The following is a 26,141-nucleotide window of genomic DNA, read 5'->3' on the forward strand; positions in this document are numbered from 1 at the left end:
CGGCGGCGACCGGCCGAGACAAAGCGGACATCGATCACCGGGTTGGCGGCATTGCCCTCGACCACCAGCACCTCGCCATCACCGAAGCTGGCGTGCCGCACCCGGTCTCCGACCCGCCACGGCGCCACACCGGCCGGCTCGGCAGCAGCCGCCGGGGATGGCGCCTCCGGCTGCCGGGCGTGCAGCGTGAGGGATCGCCCGAGATGCTCCAGATCCGCACACGCCTGGCCGATGCGCTCCAGATAGGTGCCGATCATCTCCGGCTCGCGAACCGCGACGCCGGTCTCGCTGCCGCCGCGGATCGCCCGGTCGATTCGACTGCAGTCCTCTACCGCGGTCTCGTCGAGGAACCGGCTCGGCCGGTGATCGCCGCCATCCTGAACCAGCAGCAGCCGCTCCCTGGCTCGGGTGATGGCCACGTAGTAGAGCCGCCGCTCCTCCTCCAGCCGCTCCGGCGAGAGCGGATTGTCGCGACTGAAATGGGGAAAATCCTCCTCGTTGAGCCCCCACACCGCAACCAGCGGCCACTCCAGCCCCTTGGCGCCGTGCACCGTGCTGATCAACACGCCGTCGGGGCGATTCTCGACCGGATTGCGCAGCAGCTCGATGAACGCCTCGGGATCGCTGGCCAACTCCCCCGCCTGCTCGATCAGGACATCGAGCAGGCGTACGTCATCATCGCCCTTCTCGCGTCGCGCCGCCGAGCGACGCAGAATTTTCTCGGCGTCGATGGCATCGACCACGTGCTCGAGCAGCTTGGCCGGCGGCCACGATGCCAGTTTGGGGAGCTCGCACAGCAGCTGCCACCGCCGTTTGAGGTGCCGGCGCTGGCCGGGTTTGAGACCCGCCAGAACCGAAGCGTCGCGAGCCGGCCAATGCTGGGTGCGGGCAAGCTCATCGACCAGCCGGCGCACGCGCTCCTGGGCCACGAAGGTCGTCGGCTGCGAGAACAGCAGCGCCAGATGGGCGGGATCGTGCAGCCTCTGCGGTTCGCGGGCCAGTTGAAGATAGCCCGCCAGGGCCTGGACCAGCGGCAACCGGAACACGAAGCGCTCCTCCTGCGCCAGCCGAAACGGCACGCCGGCCCGCAGCAACTGCAGCTGTACCGAGACCGACAACGACCAGCTGCGCACCAGCACGCAGGCCTCGTCGCTGTGTCGGCCATCCGCGTGCCAGCGCTGCAGTGTCTCCAGCAGCGCGCTGGCACCGACGCCGGTTTGGAGTTCGGTCAAGGGGTTGCCGGGCGCTGCCAGACAGAGCTGGTCCCAGCGCTGGCGATTGTGCCGAATCGCGTGGTTGGCAGCCAGTGCCAGGGCGTGGCCATGGCGGAAGGTATAGGAGAGCGGGTACTCGCTGGCGCTGCCGAACAGCCCGTCGAAGCGTGCCAGCATCGCGTCGGGCCGCGCACCGCGCCACTCGTAGATGCACTGATTGGCATCGCCCACCGCCATGACCTGGGCCTGCCGGCCGGCGAGGACCTTGAGCAGCCGTAGCTGGGCTTCGTTGATGTCCTGGTATTCGTCGACGATCACATGCCCCAGAAAACCCTCGACCCGGCGGCGCGCGTCAGCGTGGCTCTCGAGACACCGCAGCGGACGATGGAGGAGATCCGCATAGGTCATCTGTCCGGCGGATTCGAGCAACGATTCCACCACCTCGAAGGCGTCGACGAAGTGCCGCTCGCTGGCGGTATAGCCGAGCTTTTCGAACAGCTCGGCCGGCGTGGCGACCTCCGCCTTGACCAGGTCGCAGAACTGGCCGAACGCCTCGAGCCGATCAGCATCCAGGGCCGCCTCGCGGGTTTCGCCGTCGGCCGACTCCAGGCTCTGCATCACCGCCTGCCGCAGCAGCCGCTCCCGCTGCCAGTCCGCCTGCAGCAACTGGCGCGGCGGCAGGTATCCCCAGCGTGTCAGGCTCTGGGTCAGGCGATGGCCGATCGAATGAAAGGTTCTCACCTCCGGCAGCGCGACGTTCGGCGGCGCCTCCCGGGTCAGCTTGGCGCGGAAGTCGTCCCTCGCCGCGCGATTGAACATCAGCACCAGGATGCGCCGCGGATTCTCGCCGTTGGCGAGCAGATGCAATACCCGCTTGACCAGGGTCGTGGTCTTGCCGGCACCGGCTACCGCCGCGACCCGCGCGTGACCCTGACGATGGCAGACCACGGCACGCTGTTCGGCGGTCAATCCGTCGGCGCTCGCCCTGTCCGGCAGCATCGAGTGGACCAGATCGTTCATGACGCCTCGTCGTCGATCCGGCCCAGCACCTGCCAGACACCCCCGCTCCAAAGCCCGATCTCGCCGCCGCGCCGCTCGGCCAGCTCGACCCAGCGATAGAACAGGTTGCGGTGCAGGCGCGCCAGCAGGCCATGGCGAATGGGCAGTGCCGGCAGGAGGTCTCCCGCCGGACCGCTCACCAGTGTCAGACGGTGGGTGGCGTCCAGCGGCACCCGGTCGCCGTCGGCGGTGACAGCGATCCAACCGGCATCGACCCGATCGGCGTCGGTCACCAGCAGCGGCAGATCCTCGACCCCGATGCGCAGCTTCTCGGCGGGAGTGACCAGGTAGTAGCCGCCATCGGCCTCCCGGCGCAGCACCCGGCTCAACAGATCGACCAGCGCGGGGCGCCGTATCGGCGTCCCCTCGTGGATCCACTCGCCATTGGCCGAGATGACCAGGTCCATGTCGCCGCAAAATGGCGGATCCCACTGCGCCAGCGGTGGAATCGACTGCGGATCGAGCTGCTGGAACAGCGTGTCGAGTTTCATCGTGCCCCCCTTGGACGACGCACCAGCGCCGCTACGTGCATTGTCGCCGGTGAACGCTCTCACACGAACGGGTTGTCGGCCTGCCCGTCCGGTGCGCAGCCGGGAAACAGTCGATAGAAGTTGGCCCGGGTCTGCATCGCCACTTCGTCGACGGTGATACCTCGCTCGCGGGCGATGCACTCGGCAACCTCGACGACCCATTGTGGCTCGTTGGGCCGGCCGCGATGGGGAACCGGCGCCAGGAACGGACTGTCCGTCTCGATCAGCAGGCGATCCAGCGGTACCTGGCGGGCCACGCCGCGCAGCGCCTCGGCGCTGGCGAACGTGACGATGCCCGACAGCGAAATGTAGAAGCCCAGCCTCAATGCCTCCCGGGCCATCTCCAGGTCTTCGGTAAAGCAGTGGAGCACCCCACCCACCTGCGGATCGATATGCTCGCGGATCAGTGCCAGCGTCTCGTCACGCGCGTCGCGGGTATGGATCACGACCGGCAGCTCGAGTTCGCGGGCAGCGTGGAGATGGGCGGCGAAGCGCTGGCGCTGGATCTCCCGCGGTACGCTGTCGTAGTGAAAATCGAGGCCCGTCTCGCCGATGGCCACCGCACCGTAGCGGTCGGCACATGCCTGGATCGCCTCGCTGTCGGGCTCCTGGACCACCTCGTGGAGCGGATGCAGGCCGATGCTGATGTCGACATCGTCATGGCGCCGCGCAATCCCGGCCAGTTGCGGCGCGCCTTCCAGCGACGTCGAGATTGCCAGAAAACGCCGGACGCCACGACTCCTGGCGGCCTCCAGGGCCGCGTCGAGATCGCCGTCGTAGGGCGTCAGATCGAGGCGATCGAGATGGCAGTGAGAGTCGACGAACATGAAAATTTCCAGGATAGAGGAAGACGAAAGCTCCGCGTCGACGTCATCATCGACGACGTCGACGCGCTCAGGATCTCAGCAGCGCCGACCACCGAACCAGCCAGGCCTCGAGCACCAGCTGCGGGTTCGGATTACCACCTGCCGCCAGCAGTCGACGCTGCTCGCGGGCATAATCCAGCAGCCGGAACCAGTCGCGCACGCGGGCATTCTTGACCGCCTGGCGATACAGCGGCAGCAGATCGGCGTTGCGCACGCGTCGGGAGTCTCCCGACAGGCCTAGCCGGATCAGGTCCTCCAGCCAGGAGATGCCATACCATAGTATGCGATCGAGCGACTGCGCATCGAGCCTGGCCGCCTCGCCCACGGGCTCGCCGCCGCGCACCAGCGCATCGAACAGTTCGCGCAGGTCCTGGCGCAACTGTCGCGCATCCGCGCCGGCCAGCTCCTCGGCCAGCAGTGGCAGCCCCCCGGCCACGCTCAACCAGAAGCGGGCCTCGTCGTCACTGCCCAACCGCTCGCTCAGCCAGGGTTCGGCCACCTCGAGCGGTGGCACGGCAAAACTCCAGTGCTGGCAGCGCGAACGAATGGTGGCCAGCAGCCGCGACGGAATATCGGAGACCAGGACGAACAGCGTCCGGTCGCCCGGCTCCTCGAGACTCTTCAGCAAGGCGTTCGAGGCGGCAACGTTCATCGCCTCGCCCGGTTCGATACGGATGACCCGGTAGCCCCCCTGCTGGGCGGTCTGGGCGACGAAGCCGTTGACCTGGCGGATCGCGTCCACGCGGATCTGACGCGATTTCTCGGTCGGCGTCACGCTGAGCAGGTCGGGATGATAACCGGCCGACAGCATGCGACAGCTATGGCACTCGCCACAGGCGAGCTCTCCGGGGGCGCGACACAGCGTACGCGCGATCAGCGCCTCGGCCAGCGGCTGCTTGCCGATACCCCTGGGTCCGGAGAGCAGCAAGGCGTGAGGAAGACGACCGCCATCCTGCAGCTCGACCAGCTTCCGCCATCGATCGTACTGCCACGGCAGCGGACTCATAGCCATGCCGACACCCTCTGCTCGAGGCATCGCTCGATCTCGTTCTGGACCGCACCCAGCGCGGGGCTAGCATCGATGATGGCGAAACGTTCGTTGTCACGGGCCCGCCCGAGATAGGCCGATCTGACCGACTCGAAGAACGCTTCTCGCTCGCGCTCGAACCGGTCGAGCCGGGCGCCCCGGCTGACGACCCGCTGCGCCGCGACGCCGACGGGCATGTCCAGGAGCAGCGTCAGGTCGGGCTGCAATCCATCCTGGACCAGGGCTTCCAGGGTCCGGATGCGCTGAAGCTCCAGTCCGCGCCCCCCGCCCTGATAGGCGAAGGTGGCATCGGTGAACCGGTCGCAGACGACCCATGCGCCTCGGGCCAACGCGGGCCGGATACGCTGGGCGAGATGCTGCGCCCTGGCGGCGAATACCAGCAGCAGTTCGGCGTCGTCGCTCCAGGCCTCTTCCCGCGAGGGGTCCAGCAGGAGCTCCCGGATCGCCTCGGCGCCCGGCGTGCCGCCGGGCTCGCGCGTGCGCACGACGTCGATGCCCTTGGATGCCAGCCAATCGCAGACGAAGGTGACGTTGGTCGTCTTGCCCACACCCTCGCCGCCTTCCAGCGTGATGAATCGGCCGCGCCGCTGTTCGGTATCACCTGCGTTCATGCGGTGTCGTCTCGTCGGTGAATGGACCGCGAACTCAATCGCGATTCAGGATGTAGCGGCGGACGGCAGCGTTGTGCTCCTGCAGCGTCCGCGAGAACTGATGCGACCCATCCCCCTTGGCAACGAAGTAGAGGGTATCGCCCGCGGCGGGATGGACGGCAGCCTCGAGCGATCCGAGCCCGGGCATCGCGATCGGTGTCGGCGGCAACCCTTCGATGACATAGGTATTGTAGGCATTCTGTCGCTGAAGATCGGCACGAGTGATATTGCCGACATAGCTGTCACCCATGCCATAGATGACGGTCGGATCGGTCTGCAGCCGCATCCCTTTCTGCAAGCGACGGACGAAGACGCCTGCTATCTCGCCACGCTCCGCCGGCACCCCGGTCTCCCGCTCGATCAGCGACGCCAGGATCAGCGCCTGATACGGCGAATCGATCGGCAGGTCGTCGTCGCGCTCGTCCCAGACGGTCGTCAGCGTCCGTTGCATCCGGTCGAAGGCGCGGCGCAGGATCTCGAGGTCCGTCACGCCTTTGTGGTAGCGGTAGGTATCGGGAAAGAACTGCCCCTCGGGGAAGGTCTTCTCGTGTCCCAGCGCGGCCATGACTTCCTCGTCGCTCATCTCCGCCGTCCGGTGATCGAGCTTGGGCGCCTTGTCCAGCAGGGCGCGCATCTGCCGAAACGTCCACCCCTCGGGAATCGTGAGCCGATAGGTGACGACCTGATCGCTGGAGAGATGCGCGATCAGCTGACGACCACTCATGCCCGGGTCGAGCTCGAACTCCCCCGCGCGCAAGCCCTGGGTCGCCTTGGGCGCAACGCGGGCCAGTAGCCGGTAGGGCCAGGCCGCGTCGATCACACCCCGTTTCACGAGATCGTCGATGACTCGGGTGAACGCGGCGCCCCGCGGCACCTCGTAGACGGTCTGCTCCTCGAGCGCTATCGGCCCATCGAGCTGTTTCTGCCAATAGTGGAATCCGCCGAAGACCACGATCGTGGCGATCAGCAGTATCCCGATCAAAACCTTGAGGACACGCATGTCTATCCTTAATAGCCGGAAGCCCCGCGAACGCGGCTTCCAGGCATGGTACGGGCGTCAGTCGCCGAAGTTCAGCGGATATCCCAACTGTCGATGAGCCGCTTGCCGGAAGGCATCGCTCGCCTCGAGCGACCACCGCTTGAGACAGTTGCCGGCACTGTCATCCAGCCGCCGGACGGGCCAAACGCCCTGGACGCTGTTGATCAGCCAGACCGCATCGGCTTCCAGCAGCGTCTCGAGGCCCGCGCGCAGCCAATGGAGCTCGAGAGTGTCGTCCAACGCGCTCAGCAGCGTCCCTCTGACGCCGCAACGATCGAGCAACGGTGTCTCGAGGCGCCCCTGTCGACGCCAGACCAGATTCATCGCGGTGGCCTCGACCAGACTGCCTTCCGAATCGAGCAGCAGCCCCTCGGCAGTGGCGTCGTCCCCCCACTCCTGCCGCGCAACGACGTTTTCCAGTCGTGCCAGATGCTTGATACCGGCCAGACGCGGCTGCAGACCCAACCGAAGCTGGCAGCAGCGAACGTCCACGCCCCCGAACCAGCGTTCGGCGGAGGGCTGGAAGGCGGAGACCGTCCACCGCCACCGCGGCTCGGCCGGCGCCGGTGGACGATAGCCCCGGCCACCGCTGCCCCGCGTGACGATCAGCTTCAGCACCTTGAGGCCGGGCCCGCACTGCGCTGGCAGGGCATCGAACGCTGCGAGGTCCAGCCGGGGAAACGCCAGCCGCTCGATGCCCGACTGCAGCCGCGCCATATGGTATTTCCACAGCAGCGGGCTACCATCGCGAACCAGGATGGTCTCGAACAGCCCGTCGCCGTAGGCGAAGCCACGGTCGTCGATCGGAAGCGCCGTATCGCGCATGGCCTAGACCTGGGTGAAGATCAGCGAGCCGTTGGTGCCGCCGAAGCCGAACGAGTTCGACAGCGTCGTCCGGATCGGCATTTCCCGAGCATGGTTGGGCACATAGTCGAGCGTGCAACCCTCGTCGGGATTGTCGAGGTTGATCGTCGGCGGAGCGACCTGATCGCGAATGGCCAGCACGCAGAAAATCGCCTCGACGGCCCCGGCCGCGCCCAGCAGATGGCCCACCATGGACTTGGTCGAACTGACCGCGACCTGGCGCGCGGCATCACCCATCACCCGCTCCACCGCCCGGCTCTCCGCCACGTCGCCGGCCGACGTGGAGGTGCCGTGGGCATTGATGTAATGAATGTCGGCGGGGTCGATCCCGGCGTCCCGGATGGCGTTGGCCATTGAGGCCGCCGCACCGCTGCCATCCTCGGGGGGCGAGGTCATGTGGAACGCATCGTCGCTCATGCCGAAACCGGTCAGCTCCGCATAGATGGTGGCGCCCCGGCGCTTGGCGTGCTCGTACTCTTCCAGCACCATGACGCCGGCACCGTCCGAGAGCACGAAGCCATCGCGGTCACGATCCCAGGGGCGACTGGCCGCCTGCGGATCGTCATTGCGGGTGGATAGTGCCCTGGCCGCGGAAAATCCGCCCAGCCCCAGTGGCGTGGTCGCCATCTCGGCGCCACCGCAGAACATCACGTCGGCATCCCCGTAGGCAATGGTTCGCGCGCTGTAGCCGATATTGTGCGTACCGGTCGTGCAGGCGGTGGTGATCGCGATATTGGGACCCTTGAAGCCGTGCTGGATCGCCAGGCTGCCGGAGATCATGTTGATGATCGACCCCGGAACGAAGAACGGCGATATGCGACGCGGCCCACCCTTGTGGAGCGAATCGTGGTTGCGCTCGATCATGGGCAGGCCGCCGATGCCCGAACCGATGGCGACACCGATCCGGTGCGCGTTCTCTTCGGTGCATTCGATACCGGAGTTGCGCATCGCCTGCGTCGCCGCCGCGACACCATACTGGATGAACAGATCCATCTTGCGAGCATCCTTGGGATTGAGATACTCGCCGATATCGAAATCCTTGACCGCACCACCGAACCGGGTATTGAAGCCGGTCGTGTCGAAATGCTCGATCGGCGCGATGCCACTCTTCCCTGAGAGGAGGCTCTTCCAGCTCTCCTCGACCGTGTTACCGACTGGCGTTACCAGCCCCATCCCGGTCACCACCACTCTTCTGCGCGGCATCGAATCTCCTCCGAACTTCCTGATGGCCCTGAAGGCACACTCCGTGAAGGCCTTATTGCCCCACGCGACCGAGGACTTCGCCTGGGCCCGACTGGCGCGAATTATACCTGAACAACCCTGGAGATGGGTGTCGCGAACGGTGACTTTGCCCTACCTGTCGTCACCCTGTCCACGTCATGGGCTTGCAGCACCGCTGTCGCCGCGGTGTACGCACTCTACCCGGCCCTCTCCAGAAAGCGGTTTCAAAACGGAAAGCGGGTTTCAAAACGCAGAAAGCCGCTCTCCATGAGAGCGGCTTCCCAAACATCGGCACATCCGACCCGTTGGTATTCTCCGCATCAGCGGAGAATACCGGGTTTACTGATGAGCGACGATGTAGTCGATCGCTTCCTGAACGGTCGTGATCTTTTCAGCTTCTTCGTCGGGAATTTCGGTGTCGAATTCCTCTTCGAGCGCCATCACCAGTTCGACGGTATCCAGCGAATCCGCGCCGAGGTCTTCGGTGAAGGATGAGGTGTTCTGGATGTCCTCTTCCTTGACGTTCAGGCGTTCGGCAACAACCTTCTTCACGCGCTCTTCGATGGTGCTCATTATGTCGTTACTCCTAGTGGTACGAATCCGCCAGCTAAAAAGCTGCGGGTAGTTTATAGACCGCCCCCAGACGACGCAACCCGCGTCGCGGGAGGATTACCGCATGTTCATGCCGCCATTAACCTGCAGCGTTTCACCGGTAATATAACCGGCTGCATCGCTCGCGAGAAACCCGATGGCGGCGGCGATTTCTTCCGGCTGCCCCAGGCGGGCCAGCGGAATCTGCCCGAGCAGCGCCTCCCGCTGAGCTTCCGGCAGGGATTGTGTCATGTCGGTGTCGATGAAGCCGGGCGCCACGGCGTTGACCGTGATCGCACGCGATGCGACCTCTCTCGCCAACGCCCGGGTGAAGCCCTCCATGCCGGCCTTGGCCGCAGCATAGTTGGCCTGCCCCAGGTTGCCCATCATCGCCACGACGGAGCTGACGTTGACGATGCGACCGAAACGCGCCCGCGTCATCCCCCGAAGACTGGCCTTGGAGACACGATAGACCGACTTGAGATTGGTATCGAGTACCGCATCCCACTCGTCTTCCTTCATTCGCATCAACAGGTTGTCACGCGTGATACCGGCGTTGTTGACCAGGATGGTCGGCGCCTCGAAGGTCTCGACAATGCGCTTGAAAAGCGCATCGACACTGGCCTGGTCGGTGACGTCCAGCGCCAATCCCAACCCTTCGATGCCCTGGGCCTTGAGATCGTCGTCGATCCTGGCAGCGCCGGCTTCGCTGGTGGCGGTGGCAACGACGATACGCCCCTGCCGGCCCAGTTCATGCGCCACGGCACGCCCAATCCCACGACTCGCGCCGGTGACCAGCGCAACTCTACGTTCGGTCATGTCATTCATCCTTAAGGCTCTTGTACGTCCAGCGTTTCACGCGCCAGCTCGAGCGCAGCCGTCAGCGTATCGGGATCATTGACCGCCAGCCCCTTGGCCTGCCGCTGGATGCGCTTGGTCAAGCCAGTCAAGACCTTGCCCGGACCACATTCGATGAAGACGGCAGCGCCGTCATCGAACATGGCGTTAACGCACTCCGTCCAGCGCACCGGACGGTAGAGCTGTTCGACCAGCCGGTGGCGAAGTTCGTCCGTCGTCTCGGGCACCCGGGCATTGACGTTCTGATAGACAGCATAACGCGGCAGCTTGAACTCCATCGCCCCCATCGCCTGCTCGACCTCCTCGGCCGCAGGCTGCATCAAGGCACAATGGGAGGGCACCGAGACGGGCAGAGGCAGCGCACGCTTTGCCCCGGCTTCCTGGCACAGGGCGATGGCCCGATCGACGGCGTCGCGATGGCCCGCGATGACGACCTGCCCCGGCGAATTGTAGTTGACGGCAGAGACCACCTCCGACTGGGCCGCCTCGCGGCAGGCCGTTTCGACCGCTGCATCATCCAGCCCCAGGATCGCGGCCATCGCGCCCACGCCCGCGGGCACCGCTTGCTGCATCGCCTCGCCACGCAGCCGCACCAGCCGGACACCCTCGGCGAAGCCCAGCGCACCGGAACAGACCATGGCGCTGTATTCCCCCAGGCTGTGGCCCGCCATCATGCAGGGCCGCGGCCCCTCCAGCTCCTGCCACACGCGCCAGATCGCCACGCTTGCCGTCAGCAGCGCGGGCTGGGTGCAGGCGGTGGCGTTGAGCTTCTCCTCGGGACCTTCCTGGACGACATGCCACAGGTCGTAGCCAAGCGCTTCCGAAGCCTCGTCGAATGTCGTGCGAACTACGCTGTAACGTTCGGCCAGTTCACGCAGCATGCCGATCTGCTGTGAACCCTGCCCCGGAAAGACCAAAGCCAGTGATTGCGTCATCGCGCTCACCCTTGAAATGATGGACCGTCGGATCCCGTCGTGTCGCAAGACCCGCTATCCACTCGATCGTCGGTAACGATCGACGAGATAACAGGCGTCGCCGCGTTCTGAGACCATGCCGCGCGAAGGTGGTCCGGCAATCCGACCTCGACTTCACGCACTGCCCGATCGATGGCGAAAGCAAAGGCCTGGGCACTGGCATTGCCGTGACTTTTCACCACGATGCGGTTGAGGCCGAGCAGGCTGGCACCGTTGTGACGCACCGGATCCAGCTGCGCCTTGAACCGCATCAGCGCGGGTCGCGCCAGCAGGCTCACCAAACGTGTCGACCAGTGTGATTCGAAGGTCTCCTGGAGTCGCTTCATCAACATCTGGGCCACGCCCTCGCTCGCCTTGAGCACGGCATTACCCACGAAGCCGTCGCAGACCACCACGTCGGCCGAACCGGAAAAGATCGCGTCGCCCTCGAGGTAGCCGATATAGTCGAAGTCGCTACCGCCACGGCTCTTCAGGAGCGCGTCCGCCTCCCGCACGCGGGCCACGCCTTTGCTCGCCTCGATACCGACATTCAACAACGCCACCCTGGGTACCGCCACGCCATCGACGACCCGCGCCATCAATGCTCCCATATGGGCGAAGTCGACGAGATGTCTGGCATGCACATCGACGCTGGCACCCAGGTCCAGCAGATAGCATCGCCCCCCCTTGCGGGTCGGCACCGCCGTACTGATCGCCGGCCGCGAAATGCCGGGGACGCTCCCCAGCTCGCGCCGCGCCAGCGCTACCAGCGCCCCCGTGTTGCCGCAGGTGATGCCGGCATCGGCCTCGCCATCTCGCACCGCCGCCAGCATGCCGTACAAGCTGGTCGCCGATGGATCCTCGAAGGCCTCCATCGGCGGCGTGGACTGAAGCACGACCCGTGGCGCATCCACCAGCTCGATGCGCTCGAGAAGCGGCGCCTCCGCCTCCCCGCCGGTCAACTCCGAGACCAGGGAGCGAAGCTCCGCCTTGGGACCAAATACCGAAGGTTCGAGTTCCGGATGGCGTTTCAACGCCAGTAGCAGACCACCAATAGTCGCGCGGGGACCGAAGTCCCCGCCCATGGCATCGATGGCGATGCGCATTGCTCTACCAAACGCCCGACGTCTGTTTAAACGTCAACGACCTTGCGGCCACGATAGTAGCCATCGGGGGCCACGTGGTGACGGCGATGGGTAGTGCCGGTTTCCTGATCCTGGGACAGCGCCGGGGATGTCAGGGCATCGTGTGCGCGACGCATGCCGCGCTTGGAACGGGTCTTACGATTTTGTTGAACGGCCATGATATGACTCCAACGTCAATGTCTTCGGGTTCAGAGTTTTCCCTTCAACGACTTCAGCACGTCAAAGGGGTTGTCGGGGCGGGCAGCCTCTTCGATCGAGGCTTCACCGCTGCTCAACTGCTCACGGGAGACGGCACACTCCGCCTCGTCGTGGTAGACCACCTGGGGCAGACTGAGAATCAACTCGTCCTCGATCGCTTCCAGCAGGTCCAGCTGTTCATTGTCGACCAGCACCGGCTCATAGTCGCTGGGCACCGCCGCCGCCAACGCATCGTCGCTGACGACAGCCAACTTGAAGTGACTGGCGACCGACACCGCCATGGGCTTCAGACAGCGCCGGCACGGAATCATGAGATCCGCTTCCAGGTCCCCGTCGATCAGATGCCGACGCTGCGTATCGACGTCGAACTGCAGCCTGACGACGGCGCTGCCCTGCTGCGGCCCGATCTCGGCTGCGAGGCGTGCCAGTTTCTCGAGGTCGACAAGCCCCTCGATCGTTTCTTGGTTAGCCGCTGCCCGGTAAGGCTCGACGGTTGGGGGAAGTCGTCTGGTCAACATAGGCGCGACATCATAGGGATTCACCGGGCCTCTGTCAAAGCGCTTGAATCGCGCTATTCTGTTGTTCGACAAGGCATACGCGCGTCGCCCATGCCCTTCATCATGTTCGCTGCACCGACTTCCACCCTCTGCCTCGACTTCAAGACAAGGACCCTCATGTCTCGATTGGTACTCGCCTCCAGCTCCCGCTACCGTCGACAACTGCTCGACCGGCTCGAGATCCCCTATCAATGGACCGCGCCGGATATCGACGAAAGCCGGCGCGAGGGCGAAGATGCAGTTACCCTGGCCCACCGCCTCGCTCTCTCCAAGGCCCAGGCAGTCGCTGCAGACTACCCGGCCCATCTGGTCATCGGCTCCGACCAGCTAGCGCTGTTCGACGGCGACATACTGGGGAAGCCCGGCGACTTCGATACGGCCTGCGCCAACCTGCGCCGCTTTTCAGGCCACAAGGTCAGCTTCATGACGGGCCTGGCCCTGATCGATACCCGGACCGGGCGCCACCGCGTCGTTAACGACACTTACCACGTCTGGTTCCGAGCGCTGAGTGACGAGGAAATCGAGGGCTATGTCTCCCGCGATCAGCCCTACGACAGCTCGGGCAGCTTTCGCATGGAGGGACTCGGCATCGCCCTGTTCGAACGCTTCGAGGGTGACGACCCCAACACCCTGATCGGCCTCCCCCTCATCAAGCTGTGCGAACTACTGAGGGAGGCTGGCGTGAATCCGCTGGGGAACCACCGGGAAACCCCTCAAGGCAGCTGATAGCGCACCGGAGAAGCGGCGCTGTCCAGTCCCAGCCAGTGGGCCGCCGCGCTGGTGAGCTTGTTGGAGAACAGCGACCAGGGATCGAGGGACGGCGTGTAATCCTCGAGACTCACCTCCCCCAGGCGCGCCCGCGACAGCTGCTCGAGGTTGGCAATGTCGTCGACCAGCCCCAGCGACTTGGCCTGTTCACCGGTCCAGACCAGGCCGGAAAACAGCTCCGGATCGTCGCTCAGGCGATCACCCCGACCGGCCTTGACGGCATCGATGAACTGCCGGTGGGTGGTATCCAGCACGGACTGCCAGAACTCGCGCTGCCCCGGCGATATCTGCGAGAACGGATCCATGAAGGCCTTGTTGTCCCCTGCCGTGAAGACACGGCGTTCGACACCGATCTTGTCGATCGCGTGCTCGAGGCCGAAGCCCGCGCTGATGACGCCGATCGAACCGACCAGGCTGGCCGGCGAGGCGTAGATGCGGTCCGCCGCCGACGCCATGTAGTAGGCACCGCTGGCACCGATGTCCTCGATGACGGCCAGAATCGGCTTGTCGCCCTGGGCCTCGAGATAGCGAATCTCGTCATAGACACGCTGCGACTGGACGGGGCTTCCGCCAGGGCTGTTGACATGCAGCACCACGGCATCGGCACCGGGATCCCTCCACGCCCGCTGCAGCCCCTCGATGATGCGTTCGGCATTGGCCTGGCCGTTGGCGTCGATGGGTCCATTGACCTCGACGACACCGAGATGTCGACGACTGGCGGATCCGCCGTCGCCCTGGGCCAGGAACATGGCGTAGGCGCTCAGACACAGCCCCGCGATCACGATCAGCGCGAACAGCAGCCGGAAGAAAATCTTCCAGCGCCGGGAACGTCGCTGCTCGGCGAGCACCCCGCCGACCCAACGATCCATCATCTGCACCTCGGCCAGCCGCACCGTATCGGCACTGGCCGGCTCGCCATCGCGAGGCGCGCCCGTGGTCCTGCGCCGCTCCGCCTCCGTCCCGCTCAACTCCGGCCCTTGCGTCCAGTCATCACGTCGATCGTCGCTCATCACCGCCTCCTCGCTGAAATCCCGCACTCGGGGTCATCACACCAACAACCACTCGACGATCGACGGAAAGTCATCGGCGACGAATCGGGGGTCGCTGTGCTGCAGACGCTGGCGTTCGTGCACGCCGTAGGTCACCGCGACGCGATCCATGCCGATGGCCCTGGCCATCTCCAGGTCATATTCGGTATCGCCGATCATGACGGCCTCGCCGATGGGCACATCGCACTCGGCCAGCAGCTCCTCGAGCATCTGGGGGTGCGGTTTCGAACGCGTGAGATCGGCGGTGCGGCTCGCCGCGAACCAGCCGCCGCAGGATTCGTGACCGAAGACACGATCCAGACCGCGACGACTCTTGCCGGTCGCGACCGCCAGCCGGCAGCGGGAATCCTGGCGCAGGCACCCGATGCCTTCCACCACGCCAGGGAAGAACGGGGTCGGTATCCGATCGGCGATCCGGAACTGATGGCCGTAGGCTTCCCGCAAGCGGTCCCGCTCGGGATCCGTCACCCCCGGAAAGAGCATGGCGACGGCCTCCGGCAGGCCCAGGCCGATGATATCGCGAACGGCGGCATCGCTCGGCACCGGCCACTGCAACTCCCGCGCAGCGGCCTGCATGCAAGCCACGATACGCGCCGCCGAATCCATCAGCGTACCGTCCCAATCGAAGATCACCAGCGAGTAGCGGCAGCGCCGCGACACGCCTTTGCCCGCCAGCGCCTCAACCGCCATGACGCGCACGCTCCAGCACCTTCTCCAGTCCGGGTTCCAGCGGCGCTCTCGCCTGCACGGGCCGCCCGGTCCTGGGATCGGGGAAGGTCAGGGTCAAGGCATGCAGGAACAGGCGATCCAGGCGCAGGGACCTCGCGATGCGAGCCCCCTCGGCGCTGCCGTACTTGTCGTCACCCAGCAGCGCGTGTCCAGCATGGGCGGCATGGACACGAATCTGATGAGTGCGGCCGGTGACCGGCTCCGCCTCGATCAGCGTCACCTTCGGGAACGTTTCACGCACCGCGAAGCGGGTCCGCGATACCTTGCCATTGTCGTCGACCCGCACCCGACGCTCGCCGTTGCCGGCGTCGTAACGCTCCAGCCGGGCGCTGACGTAGTCGCGACGTGCCGGCCAGCGGCCCTGCACCAAAGCCAGATACCCCTTCTCCATGCGGCGCTCGCGTAGCGCGGTATTGAGCGACAGCAACGATTCGCGGTTCTTGGCCAACAGCAGGCAGCCCGAGGTGTCGCGATCGAGACGGTGAACGAGCTCGAGGAAGTCCAGGTCCTCGCGTACCTGGCGCAGCGCCTCGATCAGGCCGATCTTGACGCCACTGCCGCCGTGCACCGCCAGCCCCGAAGGCTTGTTGATGACCAGCCAGTCGGGGCCCTCGATGACGACGCTGCCAGCCAGCAGGTTGCGCAGGCTTTCGCTGGCCTCCTTCACCGCACTCTCTGGTGCCAGCCGCAGCGGCGGCACGCGGACCACGTCCCCGGCCTGAACGCGATAGTCCGCCTTGATGCGCTTCTTGTTGACACGTACCTCGCCCTTGCGAACGATGCGATAGATCAACGACTTCGGCGCGCCCTTGAGACGCGTCCGCAGGAAATTGTCGATTCGCTGCCCCTGCTGGGACTCGCTGACCTCGATAAACTGTACTTCCTGGCCTTCGGCCATGCTCGACTCCCTCGACGGCACTGCGCGGCGACACCAGCGCGCCGCCGGGCGCCATTCTAACGCACGCAGCCGGTAGCGCGAGCTCAATTGCCGCTGCCTCGGCATTACTGTTATATTGCGGACTCACTCGATGGGTTTATCACCCATTCAGGCGTCAGCGACTGCATAGGCTGACCGAAGTGAAAAAATGTCTCGATCTTCCAGAGAGTTAACGAAGCCAACCGCTCACGGCTGCTGGAGTGATCAAAACACGTTTGGAACGCCAGGCCCCGACTCGACCGTGCGACTGACATCAGATCGCCATGCTCGCGGGAAATCCACAGGTACCAGTGGAAGGCGTCGCCGAACCGAACAATGCCAAGTGATATAGACGGCAGTCTGCAGGACCGGATGCGTCGACGAAAAACGCGCCGTGACATGTCCTGCCACCGTTTCGTACTCAACCCATGTTCGTGTAGCGTCCCTAGCAAGCAGGTAATGAAAGCAAAGATGTAATGGTAATGAGCAAGCACGCCACTGGGCTCGACGAGCGTCGACCCGAACTCGCACCGATAGCCGCATCGCGCGACTCGAACTGCGTTGTTCGGACATTCCCCTCGAGTTCCTGACGCGGGTTCCCTTACGTGTGACACGCTGAGCCCGTTCCGGCACACCATGCGCCTGCTTGCCCTGCCGGGTCGCTTCACCAATGTGCGCGAGCACAGCACGACCGCTTGCGGTTCGTCGTCGCCGATTGCAGCACGCCTTCCACCGGCACGCTCAATTAGCGAGACCGTATGAAAAGAATGCTCATCAATGCGACACAGCCGGAAGAGCTGCGCGTCGCACTCGTGGATGGACAACGCCTTTACGACCTGGACATCGAATCCGGTGCCCGGGAGCAGAAGAAAGCCAACATCTATCGGGGCAAAATCACCCGCCTCGAACCCAGCCTCGAAGCGGCTTTCGTCGACTTCGGCGCGGAACGCCACGGCTTCCTGCCGCTCAAGGAAATCTCCCGCGAGTACTTCTCCAAGGATCCTTCGGGCCGACCCAACATCAAGGAAGTCCTGAAGGAAGGCCAGGAGGTCATCGTCCAGGTCGACAAGGAGGAGCGCGGCAACAAAGGCGCGGCGCTGACGACCTTCATCAGCCTGGCGGGACGATTCCTGGTACTGATGCCCAACAACCCCCGCGCCGGCGGCATATCCCGCCGGATCGAGGGCGATGAGCGCAGCCAGCTCAAGGATGCCATGGGTCAATTGACCCTGCCCGACAAGATGGGCGTCATCGTGCGCACCGCGGGTATCGGCCGTTCTCCGGAAGAGTTGCAGTGGGATCTCGACTACCTGGTCCAGGTGTGGGACGCGATCACCACCGAAGCGGTCAAGCGCCCTGCCCCGTTCCTGATCTACCGCGAATCGAACGTGATCATCCGCGCCATGCGCGACTACCTGCGCCAGGACATCGGCGAGGTGCTGATCGACAGTGCGGACGTGCACGAGGAGGCGCTGAGCTTCATCCGCCAGGTGATGCCGTCCTATCAGCAGAAGATCAAGCTCTACACCGACGACGTTCCGCTGTTCTCGCGCTTCCAGATCGAATCCCAGATCGAGACCGCCTATCAGCGCGAGGTCAAGCTGCCCTCGGGTGGCTCGGTGGTTATCGACCACACCGAAGCGCTGGTCTCGATCGACATCAACTCGGCACGCGCCACTCGCGGCGCGGACATCGAGGAAACCGCGCTCCAGACCAACCTGGAAGCCTCCGACGAGATCGCCCGCCAGCTGCGGCTGCGCGATATCGGCGGCCTGGTGGTCATCGATTTCATCGACATGTCGCCGGCACGCAACCAGCGCGAAGTCGAAAACCGCGTTCGCGACGCGCTCAAGCTCGACCGCGCCCGCGTACAGATCGGTCGTATCTCGCGCTTCGGGCTGATGGAGATGTCGCGCCAGCGGCTGCGCCCCTCGCTCGGCGAGACCAGTGGCGTCGTCTGCCCCCGCTGCGATGGCCAGGGCACCATTCGCGACGTGCGCTCCATGGCGCTGTCGATTCTTCGCCTGATCGAAGAAGAGGCCATGAAAGAGCGCAGCGCCCAGATTCGCGCCATTCTGCCGGTGCCGGTGGCGACTTACCTGCTCAACGAGAAGCGTAACGTTCTCTCCGATGTCGAGCGCCGCCAGGGTGTCAAGGTTCTGTTGCTGCCGAATCCGGAGATGGACACGCCACACTACGATGTCCAGCGCCTCCGTGACGATCACGTCTCCGAAGATGGCGACGAGACCAAGTCGAGCTTCGAACTCTCCGTCGATAGCGATCTGTTCAAGGAGCCGGAAACGACGCTCGCCAAGCCGATCCAGCGCACCCAGGCGGCCGTGCAGACGGTCCAGCACACCGCCCCGGCTCCGGACTCGCTGCATCAGGAACCCGAGAAGCCCGCTCCTCAGTCCGCCCCTCAGCCCGCCCCTCAGCCCGCCGCCGAGCGTGCAGCAGCCACGCCAGCGGCGACTCCGCAGGCCCAGGCCAATGGCGGCCTGATGCAGCTCTTCCGGGGTCTGTTCGGGCGCCGTCGTGCCGACGAGGAAGTGCCGGGATCCCACGATACCTCCGGCCAGCGCGATCAGGGCGGCCAGAGTGGCAACCGGTCCACGGGCGCTTCCCGCGGTAACGGCACGGGCAGCGGCTCGGCCAGCTCCCGCTCTTCCCGATCGACGGGCCAGAAGAGCGATCGCGACAGCAGCGGCAAACGCAGCGACAGTCAGTCCCGATCCAACGACGGCAACGCCCGTGGCGACAACAACAACACCCGTGGCGACAGCAACGCCCGTGGTGACAGCAACGCCCGTGGTGGCGATGGCAATCGCCAGGGCAACAACCGGCGCCGTCGCGGTCAGGACGATCGTCAGGGTGGAAACGACACCCGCAACGACAGTCGTCAGGGCCAGGGTCGTCAGCCGCGCCAGGACAACCGTCAGGAGGGTCGCGGCAAGGCCGACAAGATCGGCAACGAAGCCAAGGCCGATACCGCGAAGGCCGATACCGCAAAGGCCGATGGCACCAGCCCCTCCGGCAACGTCAAACCCCAGCGCACTGACAACCGCGACGCGTCGCCCGCGGCCAGCGGCACCAAGGAGACCGGGGAGAGCAAGCCGAAGCGAACACGCAACAATCCGCGTAACCGCTCGCGCAAGCACGCCCTGAATCCGGCGGCCGTCGAGGAGCAGCAGAAGCTGCAGGCGGCAGCGACGAACGATACCGGTGACAACGCGAAGCCGACGGAGTCTGTCGAGGCCAAATCCCTCCACAACCAGACGGCCTCTTCCGAGGGGCACGCCCCGGCGGCCGAGACCCAAGCCGTGAAGCGCGAAGGTCCTCGTGCCGAGCAGGTCGAGACGACCGCGACCACGAGCGAGCCGGAAGACTCCCGGTCCACGGCCAAGGCGTCCGAGACAGCCGAACCCGAAAAAGCGGCCTCCTCGCGGAAGCCGGAGCGGGCCGCCAAGTCCATGCCCGAGCCGACGACGACAGAGAGCGCCTCCTCTCCCTCCGTCGCGGACGAGCATCACACGGCCGAGGCGCAACCCGAAGCATCGATCGAAGCGAGCCGGACGGCCACTTCAGCGGAGATCGGTTCGGAAACCGACCAGCGGACGAGCGACAGCAACGTCGCTGCCAAGGCCGAATCCGCCGAACGGGCTGTCGAGGCGCCAGCGACTCCGGTATCCGCCGAGGACAGTGCGACCGACACCGCCAGATCGCCGGCAACGGCGAGCCCCTCGCCCAGCGATGTCGCTACCCCTGCGACACACAGCGAAGAGACCTCGCAACCGGAGCGCGGTGAAGCGTCACCGGGTCACGAGTCGGCCGCCGATTCGACGGCTGCGACCGGGGAGAACCCCTCGTCGGCCGCCGCCGCCAAGCCGGACACGGACGAGACGGCAGACAAGCCTGTCGACGAAGTGACCAGGGTCGATGAGGCCGAGCCGGTGGCAAGCGCGCCGCGCGACACCGCACCGGCGACACCGGCATCCGAAGCGCCGGCAACGCCCGCTTCGTCGGATGATGAAACCAGGGCCACGACTCCGACCCAGGCGCAGTCGCACCACCAGGCCGGCGCTGCCGAAAGCGACGAGAGTCCGGCCGAAGCCGCGGAGAGCCCGGCGGCCAGCAGGACTGGCGACGAGGGCGAACCGCGACGACCGCGTCGTCGGCGCGCCCACAACGATCCGCGCGAGAAGCGTCGCCGCGAGACCGGCCAGAGCGACAGCTGAGTCGCCTCCAGCCACGAAAAAGCCCAGACGAAATGTCTGGGCTTTTTCATTGGCCGAACTTCCGGAATCGGTTCCAGCGCCCGAGCCGGCTCTCGCCACTCGACAGCGCTTTCACCCTTCAGGCGACGGCGGTCTGGATGCTGCGAGGCTCGCGCTCGAGCACCACCCCGAAAGTCGCGTGCACGGTGTCGACGATTTCCTCGGAGAACGACAACAGCTCTGCCAGCGTCCCCCCACCGAAATGAACCAGCACCAGGGCCTGGCGATCGTGTACGCCGAACGCGCCTTTGCGCAAGCCCCGCAGCCCGCACTGGTCGATCAACCAGCCGGCGGCCAGCTTCACCCGGCCATCCGGCTGCGGGTAGTGTGGCATCGTGGGCGCCTCCGACAGCAACCCATCGGCCCTGGCCCGCGAGACCAGTGGATTCTTGAAGAAACTGCCGGCGTTGGGCGTGACGACGGGATCGGGTAGTTTCTCCCGGCGAATGGCGCAGACGGCCTCGAATATCGCCTGCGCGCTCGACGGATCGGAAACGCGCTCGCCCAGCGCACCGTAGTCCAGCCTGGGCGACGGTCGTGTGGAGAGGATCAGACCCAACCGGGTGATCACGACCTGATTGGCCAGTTCGCGCTTGAATACGCTGTCGCGATAGCCCAGTCCACAAGCCTCCCGGCTCAACCGGCGGGGCCGACCGTCTCTTCGGTCGACCAGCTCGACCCAATCCAGCACGTCGGCAATCTCGACACCATAGGCGCCAATATTCTGTATCGGTGCGGCACCGGCCAGTCCCGGAATCAAAGCGAGGTTCTCGATCCCCCACAGTTCGCGCTCCACGCAGCGTCGAACCAGCGCATGCCAATCGGCACCCGCGCCTACCTCGACATGCACGACGCCTTCTTCACCCGCCGCGAACGATACCTCAGCGAGATCCGCACGCAGCGTGAGGCCTTCGACCAGCGGCGGCAGCAACACGTTGCTCCCGCCGCCGAGAACCGTGATACCCCAGTCGTGTCGATTGGCCAGTTCCACCCCTCGGACGACGTCGCTCTCGCAACGGGCGAGCCAGAAACGCTCCGCCCGGCTCGGCAACGCCAGGGTGTTGGCGTGACTTAGATCGTGATCGACTTGCAATCCAGGGATCGCCTCCGCCATCAGGCGCCGCCCACACGCTGCCGAAGCGACGCCGTCAGCCCTTCGACGGCAAGCTCCAGTTGATCCAGAACATGGAGAAACCCCGCCTCGCCACCGAAATAGGGGTCCGGCACATCCGTCTCCGGCTGGTTGGCGTACTGGAGCAGGCGGGAGACCCGTGCACAGCTGTCTTCCGGCCGAAGCGCCAGCACGTGATCGAGGTTATCGGTGTCCATCACCAGGATTTCGTCGAACTGCGCGAAGTCCTCTCGCGTCAGCTGGCGTCCACGCAGGCCGCTCAGGTCGACCCCGCGCTCCGACGCGGCGCGGATGGCGCGAGGATCCGGGGCCTGGCCGACATGCCAGGCCCCGGTGCCACACGAGTCCACCTCGACGTCATCGCCTATCCCCTCGTCCTGCAGACGCTTTCTGAGCATGCCCTCCGCCGTCGGCGAACGGCAGATGTTTCCCATGCAAACGAACAGGACACGCAATACGGGACGCGAATCACTCATGCCTTCTCCCGCTGAGAAAAATGCTGACGCACCCGCTCCAGATCTTCCAGGGTGTCGACGCCGCCAGGCAGGGACGACGAGACCGTTGCCACCTGAATGAGATGGCCGTGCTGCAGCGCCCGTAGTTGCTCGAGCTGCTCCAGCTGCTCCAGCGGCGCCGGTGGCCAGTTGACGTAATCGCTCAGGAATCCGGCACGATAGGCGTAGAGGCCGACGTGGCGCAGCCAGGCGTCCGTCTCGAGCAGTGTCGGCGGCTGGGTCTTCCAGGCATTGCGATCCCAGGGGATCGGCGCCCTGGAAAAATAGAGCGCCCGTCCGCTCAAGTCGGTCACGACCTTGACCACGTTGGGATTGAACAGCGTATCGACATCGTGAATCGGCTCGGCGAGCGTCGATACCGACGCCCGCTCATCGGCGGCGAGACGCTCCGCGACGAGATCGATCACCGCGGCGGGCAGCAGCGGCTCGTCGCCCTGGACGTTGACCACGATGGTCTCGTCCGGCAGCGCCAGCTTGGCGCCGACCTCGGCCAGACGGTCGGTGCCGGAGTGGTGATCGTCACGCGTCATGACCACTTCGGCGCCGAACCCCCGCGCCGCCTGCTCGATACGGGCATCATCGGTGGCGATCACGATCCGCGCAGCGCTGCTCTCCCTGGCCCGCAACCACACGTGCTGGACCATGGGCAGGCCATCGATCTCCATCAGGGGCTTGCCCGGGAGGCGGCTGGAGCCGAAGCGGGCCGGGATCACGACAACGAAATCGCTCATGACGTCGGGGCCGCCTTGCCGAGCTTTTCCTCGGTCGACATGACACGCGCCTCGCTCTCCAGCATCACCGGGATCCCGTCCCGAACCGGATAGGCCAGTCCGCTGACCGAACTCTTGAGCTCCTGACGTTCGCGATCGAAGGTCAGCTCGCTATGGCTCACCGGACAGATCAACATCGTCATCAATTCCTTATCCATGATCATTCCTTATCGGAGATTCCGAGTACCTCGGCGTGTTCGCCAAACCGGCGCGCCGGGACATGCCACCATGATCGCGCCATCGTCGCCGATACGCCAGAGAGGAGCGAGCCGAATCCAGGGTCGGTTCACCCTGTACGCGCGGCCGCGACGGCGTATAGCGCGTACAGTCCGCTAGTCGCCCTTCCAACCCTCGACCCGGCCGGCCCACCAGGCGACGAAAGCCGGTTCCGGTATCGCCTCCACGTCTAGCGCCCAGCAGCGCTCGTCGACGAAATCCATGCATTTCACGGCATCCTTGGCCGTCATGACCACCACCGAGGCGTCCTTGGGCAGGTCGGCCGCCGAGAAGCGATGGTGGTCGCCGAAAGCGTGCTTCTCATGGGCGATCCCCAGGGCCTCCAGCGTGTCGAAAAACCGCTGCGGATGGCCGATACCCGCCAGCGCCGCCACCGACTCGGTCGGCGCGAACGGCGGACGCTCGACGGGATGACGCTCGCCGCTGGCCAGATGTCGCCATGACAAGGGAGCGAGCGTCAGCGAGAAACGGGGCGTCACGCCCTCTTCATCGCCGGCGGACGGGACATCCCCGCCGTTGCCGATCAGCGCATCGACGTCGCGCAGGCGCTGGAGGGGCTCCCGAAGCGGCCCCCGCGGCAGACAGTGCCGGTTTCCAAAGCCGCGCCTGGCATCGACGACGACCAGCTCCAGTGCGCGCCCCAGGGCGTAATGCTGGAGACCGTCGTCGGCGACCACGATGTCGCACTTGGCCTCTTCGATGAGCCAGCGCGCCGCTCGGGAGCGCTCGGGGTCAACCACCACAGGGACCCCGGTCTGCCGAGCGAGCATCAGCGGCTCGTCGCCGCTCTGCGCCACCGGCGTCTCCGCGGTCACCGCCAGCGGGTAGCGTTCGGACTTGCCGCCGTACCCCCTGGAGACGATGCCCGGCCGCCAGCCGTTGTCGCCCAGCCAGCGCACCAGCCAGGCGACCAGCGGGGACTTGCCGGTCCCGCCCACCGAGAGGTTGCCCACCACGACCACGGGCACCGGCGGCTGCCATACCGCCCGTCGCCCCGTCCGATAGGCTTCCCGCCGGCGCGCGACGACGGCGCGATAGAGCCACTCCAGCGGCGCCAGCAGGCCGAGCCAGGCCGAGTCGCGATACCAGGCACGCTCGAGTGGGGTCACGCCTCCTCCTGGAACTGGAGCTGGTACAGCGAGGCGTAGGCGCCGCCTTTCTCCAGCAGTTCGGCGTGAGTGCCGCTCTCGATCAGGCAGCCCTGATCCATGACGGCGATTCGATCGGCGCGCTCGATGGTGGACAGCCGATGGGCGATGACGAATGTGGTCCGCCCCTGGCAGACCACCTCCAGCGCGCGCTGGATATAGCGTTCGGACTCGGTGTCCAGCGCCGATGTCGCCTCGTCCAGTATCAGCACCGGCGCATCCTTGAAGATGGCCCGGGCGATGGCCAGACGTTGACGCTGGCCACCGGAGAGCATGACGCCGTTGTCGCCGACCAGGGTGTCGTAGCCCTTCGGCAACTGCTCGATGAATTCGTGGGCGTAGGCCGCCTTGGCCGCGGCCTCGATCTGCTCGCGACCGGCATCGGGCACGCCGTAGGCGATGTTGTCGGCGATCGTGGTGTTGAACAGCGTCACCTGCTGGGAGACCAGGGCGATCTGCTGACGCAGCGGCGACAGGCGATACTCCTGGATATCGACATCATCGATCAGGATGCGACCGCCGGTGGGTCGATAGAACCTTGGCAACAGTGACATCAGCGTCGACTTGCCGCTCCCGGAGCGTCCGACGATCGCGACCATCTGGCCGGCGGGCACCTCGAGATCGATGCCCTTGAGCACCTCTGGCTGATCTTCGTCATAGGCGAACCGTACCCCTTCGAAGCGAACGTCCCCACTGAGACGCTGCGGCATCCGTTCGCCCTCGTCGTGCTCCGTCGGGCGGTTCAGCAGTCCGAACAGCTCCTGGGACGCCGACAAGCCCTTCTGGATGATGCTGTTGACGTCGGTCAGCGAGCGAATCGGCTTGGCCATCAGCGATGCCGCGGTGATGAAGGCGACGAATTCGCCCGGCGTCATGGCGTTCATCAACTCCGGCGCCATCGCCAGCCACACCAGCCCCGCCAGCGCCAGGGCCACCAGCAGCTGGATGACAGGCGTGCTGGTCGCCTTGGTCATCGCCTCCTTGATGCTCTGCTCGCGGTTATAGTTGCTGGCGGCCTCGAAGCGGCGCTTCTCGTACGCCTCCGCGCCGTGGGTGCGCACGACCCGATAGCCGGTCAGCGCCTCGGAAGCGACGTGGGTCACGTCCCCCATCGAGTTCTGGATACGCCGGGAAATCTTGCGGAAACGCTTGCTGGTGTAGCGCACCACCAGCCCGATCAACGGCGTCACGCACATGAAAATCAGCGTCAGCAGCCAGTTGGTCCAGAACAGATAGCCGATCAGGCCGATCACGAAAAGACCTTCCCGCAGGATGATCGTGATCGCATTGGTGGCGGCGCCCGTCACCTGCTCGACGTGATAGGTCACCCGGGAAATGAGATGGCCACTGGAGTGCATGTCGAAGAAACGGCCCGGCAGGTGCAGCATGTGGTTGAAGACGTTGCACCGCAGTCGGTGCACCACGTTGCGCGCCACGTTGCTCATGAAATAGGTACCGAGGAAGGTACCCACACCGCGGGAGGCGAACATGCCGATCACGAATAGCGGCAGAAAAAGGCGAAATGAGGCATCGGGGTTCTGTATGCCGTCGATCAGCCGCTTCATCATCTCCGCCAGGGCCGTGCTCGAGGCGGCGTAGATGACGTAGCCGACCACCGCCAGGGCGAACGATCGCCACTCTACGCGGACGTATTCTAGGAGGCGCCGATAGAGTGCCAAACTGGAAGCTTGCGACACGGTAACTCCGTTCGACTGGGAAAAGGTCTGGCCCGCGGCGCTGCGCGCGCCGATCGGCCAGGGCGCCGGGCGGGCAGGCGTCGACGAAGTCCCGCTCCGCCGTTGCGCACCCG

25 protein-coding genes are annotated in these 26,141 nt (G+C 65.5%); 2 read left to right on the plus strand and 23 right to left on the minus strand.

The window, feature by feature from the left end; translation table 11 throughout:
- From Q0602_RS16570 to Q0602_RS16635, 14 genes are all read right to left on the minus strand, one after another.
- Positions 1 to 2,234: ATP-dependent helicase (locus Q0602_RS16570; RefSeq protein ID WP_298845647.1), on the minus strand; the 2,234-nt coding region annotated here is incomplete at its 3' end.
- The gene (locus Q0602_RS16575; protein WP_149434721.1) at positions 2,231 to 2,764 is read right to left on the minus strand and encodes a DUF1285 domain-containing protein; all 534 of its coding nucleotides are present in this window, start codon (positions 2,762 to 2,764) and stop codon (positions 2,231 to 2,233) included. The genes Q0602_RS16570 and Q0602_RS16575, both read right to left, overlap by 4 nt.
- Positions 2,765 to 2,823: 59 nt before the next feature.
- Positions 2,824 to 3,630: a TatD family hydrolase gene (locus tag Q0602_RS16580; protein ID WP_298845649.1), complete on the minus strand. Its 807-nt coding sequence runs from the start codon at positions 3,628 to 3,630 to the stop codon at positions 2,824 to 2,826.
- A 67-nt stretch (positions 3,631 to 3,697) separates the two neighbouring features.
- A complete protein-coding gene (locus Q0602_RS16585) occupies positions 3,698 to 4,681 on the minus strand; it encodes a DNA polymerase III subunit delta' (protein ID WP_298845651.1) in 984 nt (327 codons plus the stop codon).
- Complete coding sequence (gene tmk / locus Q0602_RS16590; RefSeq protein WP_298845653.1) at positions 4,672 to 5,328, minus strand: dTMP kinase; 657 nt, start codon at positions 5,326 to 5,328, stop codon at positions 4,672 to 4,674. Before tmk ends, Q0602_RS16585 begins: the two co-directional genes overlap by 10 nt.
- A gap of 34 nt (positions 5,329 to 5,362) precedes the next feature.
- Positions 5,363 to 6,367 (minus strand): endolytic transglycosylase MltG, encoded by a 1,005-nt coding sequence (gene mltG, locus Q0602_RS16595; RefSeq protein WP_298845655.1) that lies wholly within the window; start codon positions 6,365 to 6,367, stop codon positions 5,363 to 5,365.
- A 57-nt stretch (positions 6,368 to 6,424) separates the two neighbouring features.
- Complete coding sequence (pabC, locus tag Q0602_RS16600) at positions 6,425 to 7,231, minus strand: aminodeoxychorismate lyase (protein ID WP_298845657.1); 807 nt, start codon at positions 7,229 to 7,231, stop codon at positions 6,425 to 6,427.
- A 3-nt stretch (positions 7,232 to 7,234) separates the two neighbouring features.
- Positions 7,235 to 8,473, minus strand: coding sequence for a beta-ketoacyl-ACP synthase II (gene fabF / locus Q0602_RS16605; protein WP_295040372.1), 1,239 nt, complete (start codon positions 8,471 to 8,473; stop codon positions 7,235 to 7,237).
- 357 nt (positions 8,474 to 8,830) lie between these two features.
- Positions 8,831 to 9,064 (minus strand): acyl carrier protein, encoded by a 234-nt coding sequence (gene acpP, locus Q0602_RS16610; protein ID WP_110600108.1) that lies wholly within the window; start codon positions 9,062 to 9,064, stop codon positions 8,831 to 8,833.
- Positions 9,065 to 9,160: 96 nt separating this feature from the next.
- Positions 9,161 to 9,901, minus strand: coding sequence for a 3-oxoacyl-ACP reductase FabG (gene fabG / locus Q0602_RS16615; RefSeq protein WP_295040375.1), 741 nt, complete (start codon positions 9,899 to 9,901; stop codon positions 9,161 to 9,163).
- An 11-nt stretch (positions 9,902 to 9,912) separates the two neighbouring features.
- Positions 9,913 to 10,875 carry an ACP S-malonyltransferase gene (fabD, locus tag Q0602_RS16620; RefSeq protein WP_298845660.1) on the minus strand — a complete coding sequence of 321 codons (963 nt, stop codon included), beginning with the start codon at positions 10,873 to 10,875 and terminating at the stop codon, positions 9,913 to 9,915.
- A 5-nt stretch (positions 10,876 to 10,880) separates the two neighbouring features.
- The gene (gene plsX / locus Q0602_RS16625; RefSeq protein WP_295040379.1) at positions 10,881 to 11,999 is read right to left on the minus strand and encodes a phosphate acyltransferase PlsX; all 1,119 of its coding nucleotides are present in this window, start codon (positions 11,997 to 11,999) and stop codon (positions 10,881 to 10,883) included.
- A 26-nt stretch (positions 12,000 to 12,025) separates the two neighbouring features.
- Entirely contained in the window at positions 12,026 to 12,196 is a 171-nt protein-coding gene (gene rpmF / locus Q0602_RS16630; RefSeq protein WP_087719813.1) for a 50S ribosomal protein L32, read from the minus strand.
- A gap of 30 nt (positions 12,197 to 12,226) precedes the next feature.
- Positions 12,227 to 12,754, minus strand: coding sequence for a YceD family protein (locus Q0602_RS16635; protein WP_298845663.1), 528 nt, complete (start codon positions 12,752 to 12,754; stop codon positions 12,227 to 12,229).
- A 156-nt stretch (positions 12,755 to 12,910) separates the two neighbouring features.
- On the opposite strand from Q0602_RS16635, the gene Q0602_RS16640 reads away from it, so the two are divergent.
- Complete coding sequence (locus Q0602_RS16640) at positions 12,911 to 13,519, plus strand: nucleoside triphosphate pyrophosphatase (protein WP_298845665.1); 609 nt, start codon at positions 12,911 to 12,913, stop codon at positions 13,517 to 13,519.
- Here the strand turns inward: Q0602_RS16640 and sppA are convergent.
- From sppA to Q0602_RS16655, 3 genes are read right to left on the minus strand one after another with little or no spacing between them, the layout of a single operon-like run.
- Positions 13,507 to 14,571, minus strand: coding sequence for a signal peptide peptidase SppA (sppA, locus tag Q0602_RS16645; RefSeq protein ID WP_298845667.1), 1,065 nt, complete (start codon positions 14,569 to 14,571; stop codon positions 13,507 to 13,509). The two genes, Q0602_RS16640 and sppA, sit on opposite strands and share 13 nt — an antisense overlap.
- A 36-nt stretch (positions 14,572 to 14,607) precedes the next feature.
- Positions 14,608 to 15,300, minus strand: a complete 693-nt coding sequence (locus Q0602_RS16650) for an HAD-IA family hydrolase (RefSeq protein ID WP_298845669.1) — start codon at positions 15,298 to 15,300, stop codon at positions 14,608 to 14,610.
- Positions 15,290 to 16,237 (minus strand): RluA family pseudouridine synthase, encoded by a 948-nt coding sequence (locus Q0602_RS16655; protein WP_149434708.1) that lies wholly within the window; start codon positions 16,235 to 16,237, stop codon positions 15,290 to 15,292. Before Q0602_RS16655 ends, Q0602_RS16650 begins: the two co-directional genes overlap by 11 nt.
- Positions 16,238 to 17,013: 776 nt before the next feature.
- Here Q0602_RS16655 and rne point away from each other — a divergent pair.
- The gene (rne, locus tag Q0602_RS16660; protein WP_298845671.1) at positions 17,014 to 20,490 is read left to right on the plus strand and encodes a ribonuclease E; all 3,477 of its coding nucleotides are present in this window, start codon (positions 17,014 to 17,016) and stop codon (positions 20,488 to 20,490) included.
- Positions 20,491 to 20,608: 118 nt separating this feature from the next.
- On the opposite strand, the gene murB is transcribed toward rne, so the two are convergent.
- The 6 genes from murB to msbA all read right to left on the minus strand — a co-directional run bounded on the left by murB (position 20,609) and on the right by msbA (position 26,028).
- A complete protein-coding gene (murB, locus tag Q0602_RS16665) occupies positions 20,609 to 21,622 on the minus strand; it encodes a UDP-N-acetylmuramate dehydrogenase (protein ID WP_298845673.1) in 1,014 nt (337 codons plus the stop codon).
- Positions 21,623 to 21,642: 20 nt separating this feature from the next.
- The gene (locus Q0602_RS16670; protein WP_298845675.1) at positions 21,643 to 22,137 is read right to left on the minus strand and encodes a low molecular weight protein-tyrosine-phosphatase; all 495 of its coding nucleotides are present in this window, start codon (positions 22,135 to 22,137) and stop codon (positions 21,643 to 21,645) included.
- Positions 22,134 to 22,907 carry a 3-deoxy-manno-octulosonate cytidylyltransferase gene (gene kdsB, locus Q0602_RS16675; RefSeq protein WP_149434704.1) on the minus strand — a complete coding sequence of 258 codons (774 nt, stop codon included), beginning with the start codon at positions 22,905 to 22,907 and terminating at the stop codon, positions 22,134 to 22,136. The genes Q0602_RS16670 and kdsB overlap by 4 nt, the downstream gene beginning before the upstream one ends.
- Complete coding sequence (locus Q0602_RS16680; protein WP_187775931.1) at positions 22,904 to 23,104, minus strand: Trm112 family protein; 201 nt, start codon at positions 23,102 to 23,104, stop codon at positions 22,904 to 22,906. Before Q0602_RS16680 ends, kdsB begins: the two co-directional genes overlap by 4 nt.
- 174 nt (positions 23,105 to 23,278) lie before the next feature.
- On the minus strand, positions 23,279 to 24,292 hold the full coding sequence (lpxK, locus tag Q0602_RS16685; RefSeq protein WP_298845679.1) for a tetraacyldisaccharide 4'-kinase: 1,014 nt from the start codon (positions 24,290 to 24,292) through the stop codon (positions 23,279 to 23,281).
- Complete coding sequence (msbA, locus tag Q0602_RS16690) at positions 24,289 to 26,028, minus strand: lipid A export permease/ATP-binding protein MsbA (protein ID WP_298845681.1); 1,740 nt, start codon at positions 26,026 to 26,028, stop codon at positions 24,289 to 24,291. Before msbA ends, lpxK begins: the two co-directional genes overlap by 4 nt.
- Between the last annotated feature and the right edge of the window lie 113 nt (positions 26,029 to 26,141).

The organism is uncultured Salinicola sp. (assembly GCF_937921195.1).
In the GTDB taxonomy this organism is placed as follows: Bacteria; Pseudomonadota; Gammaproteobacteria; order Pseudomonadales; family Halomonadaceae; genus Salinicola.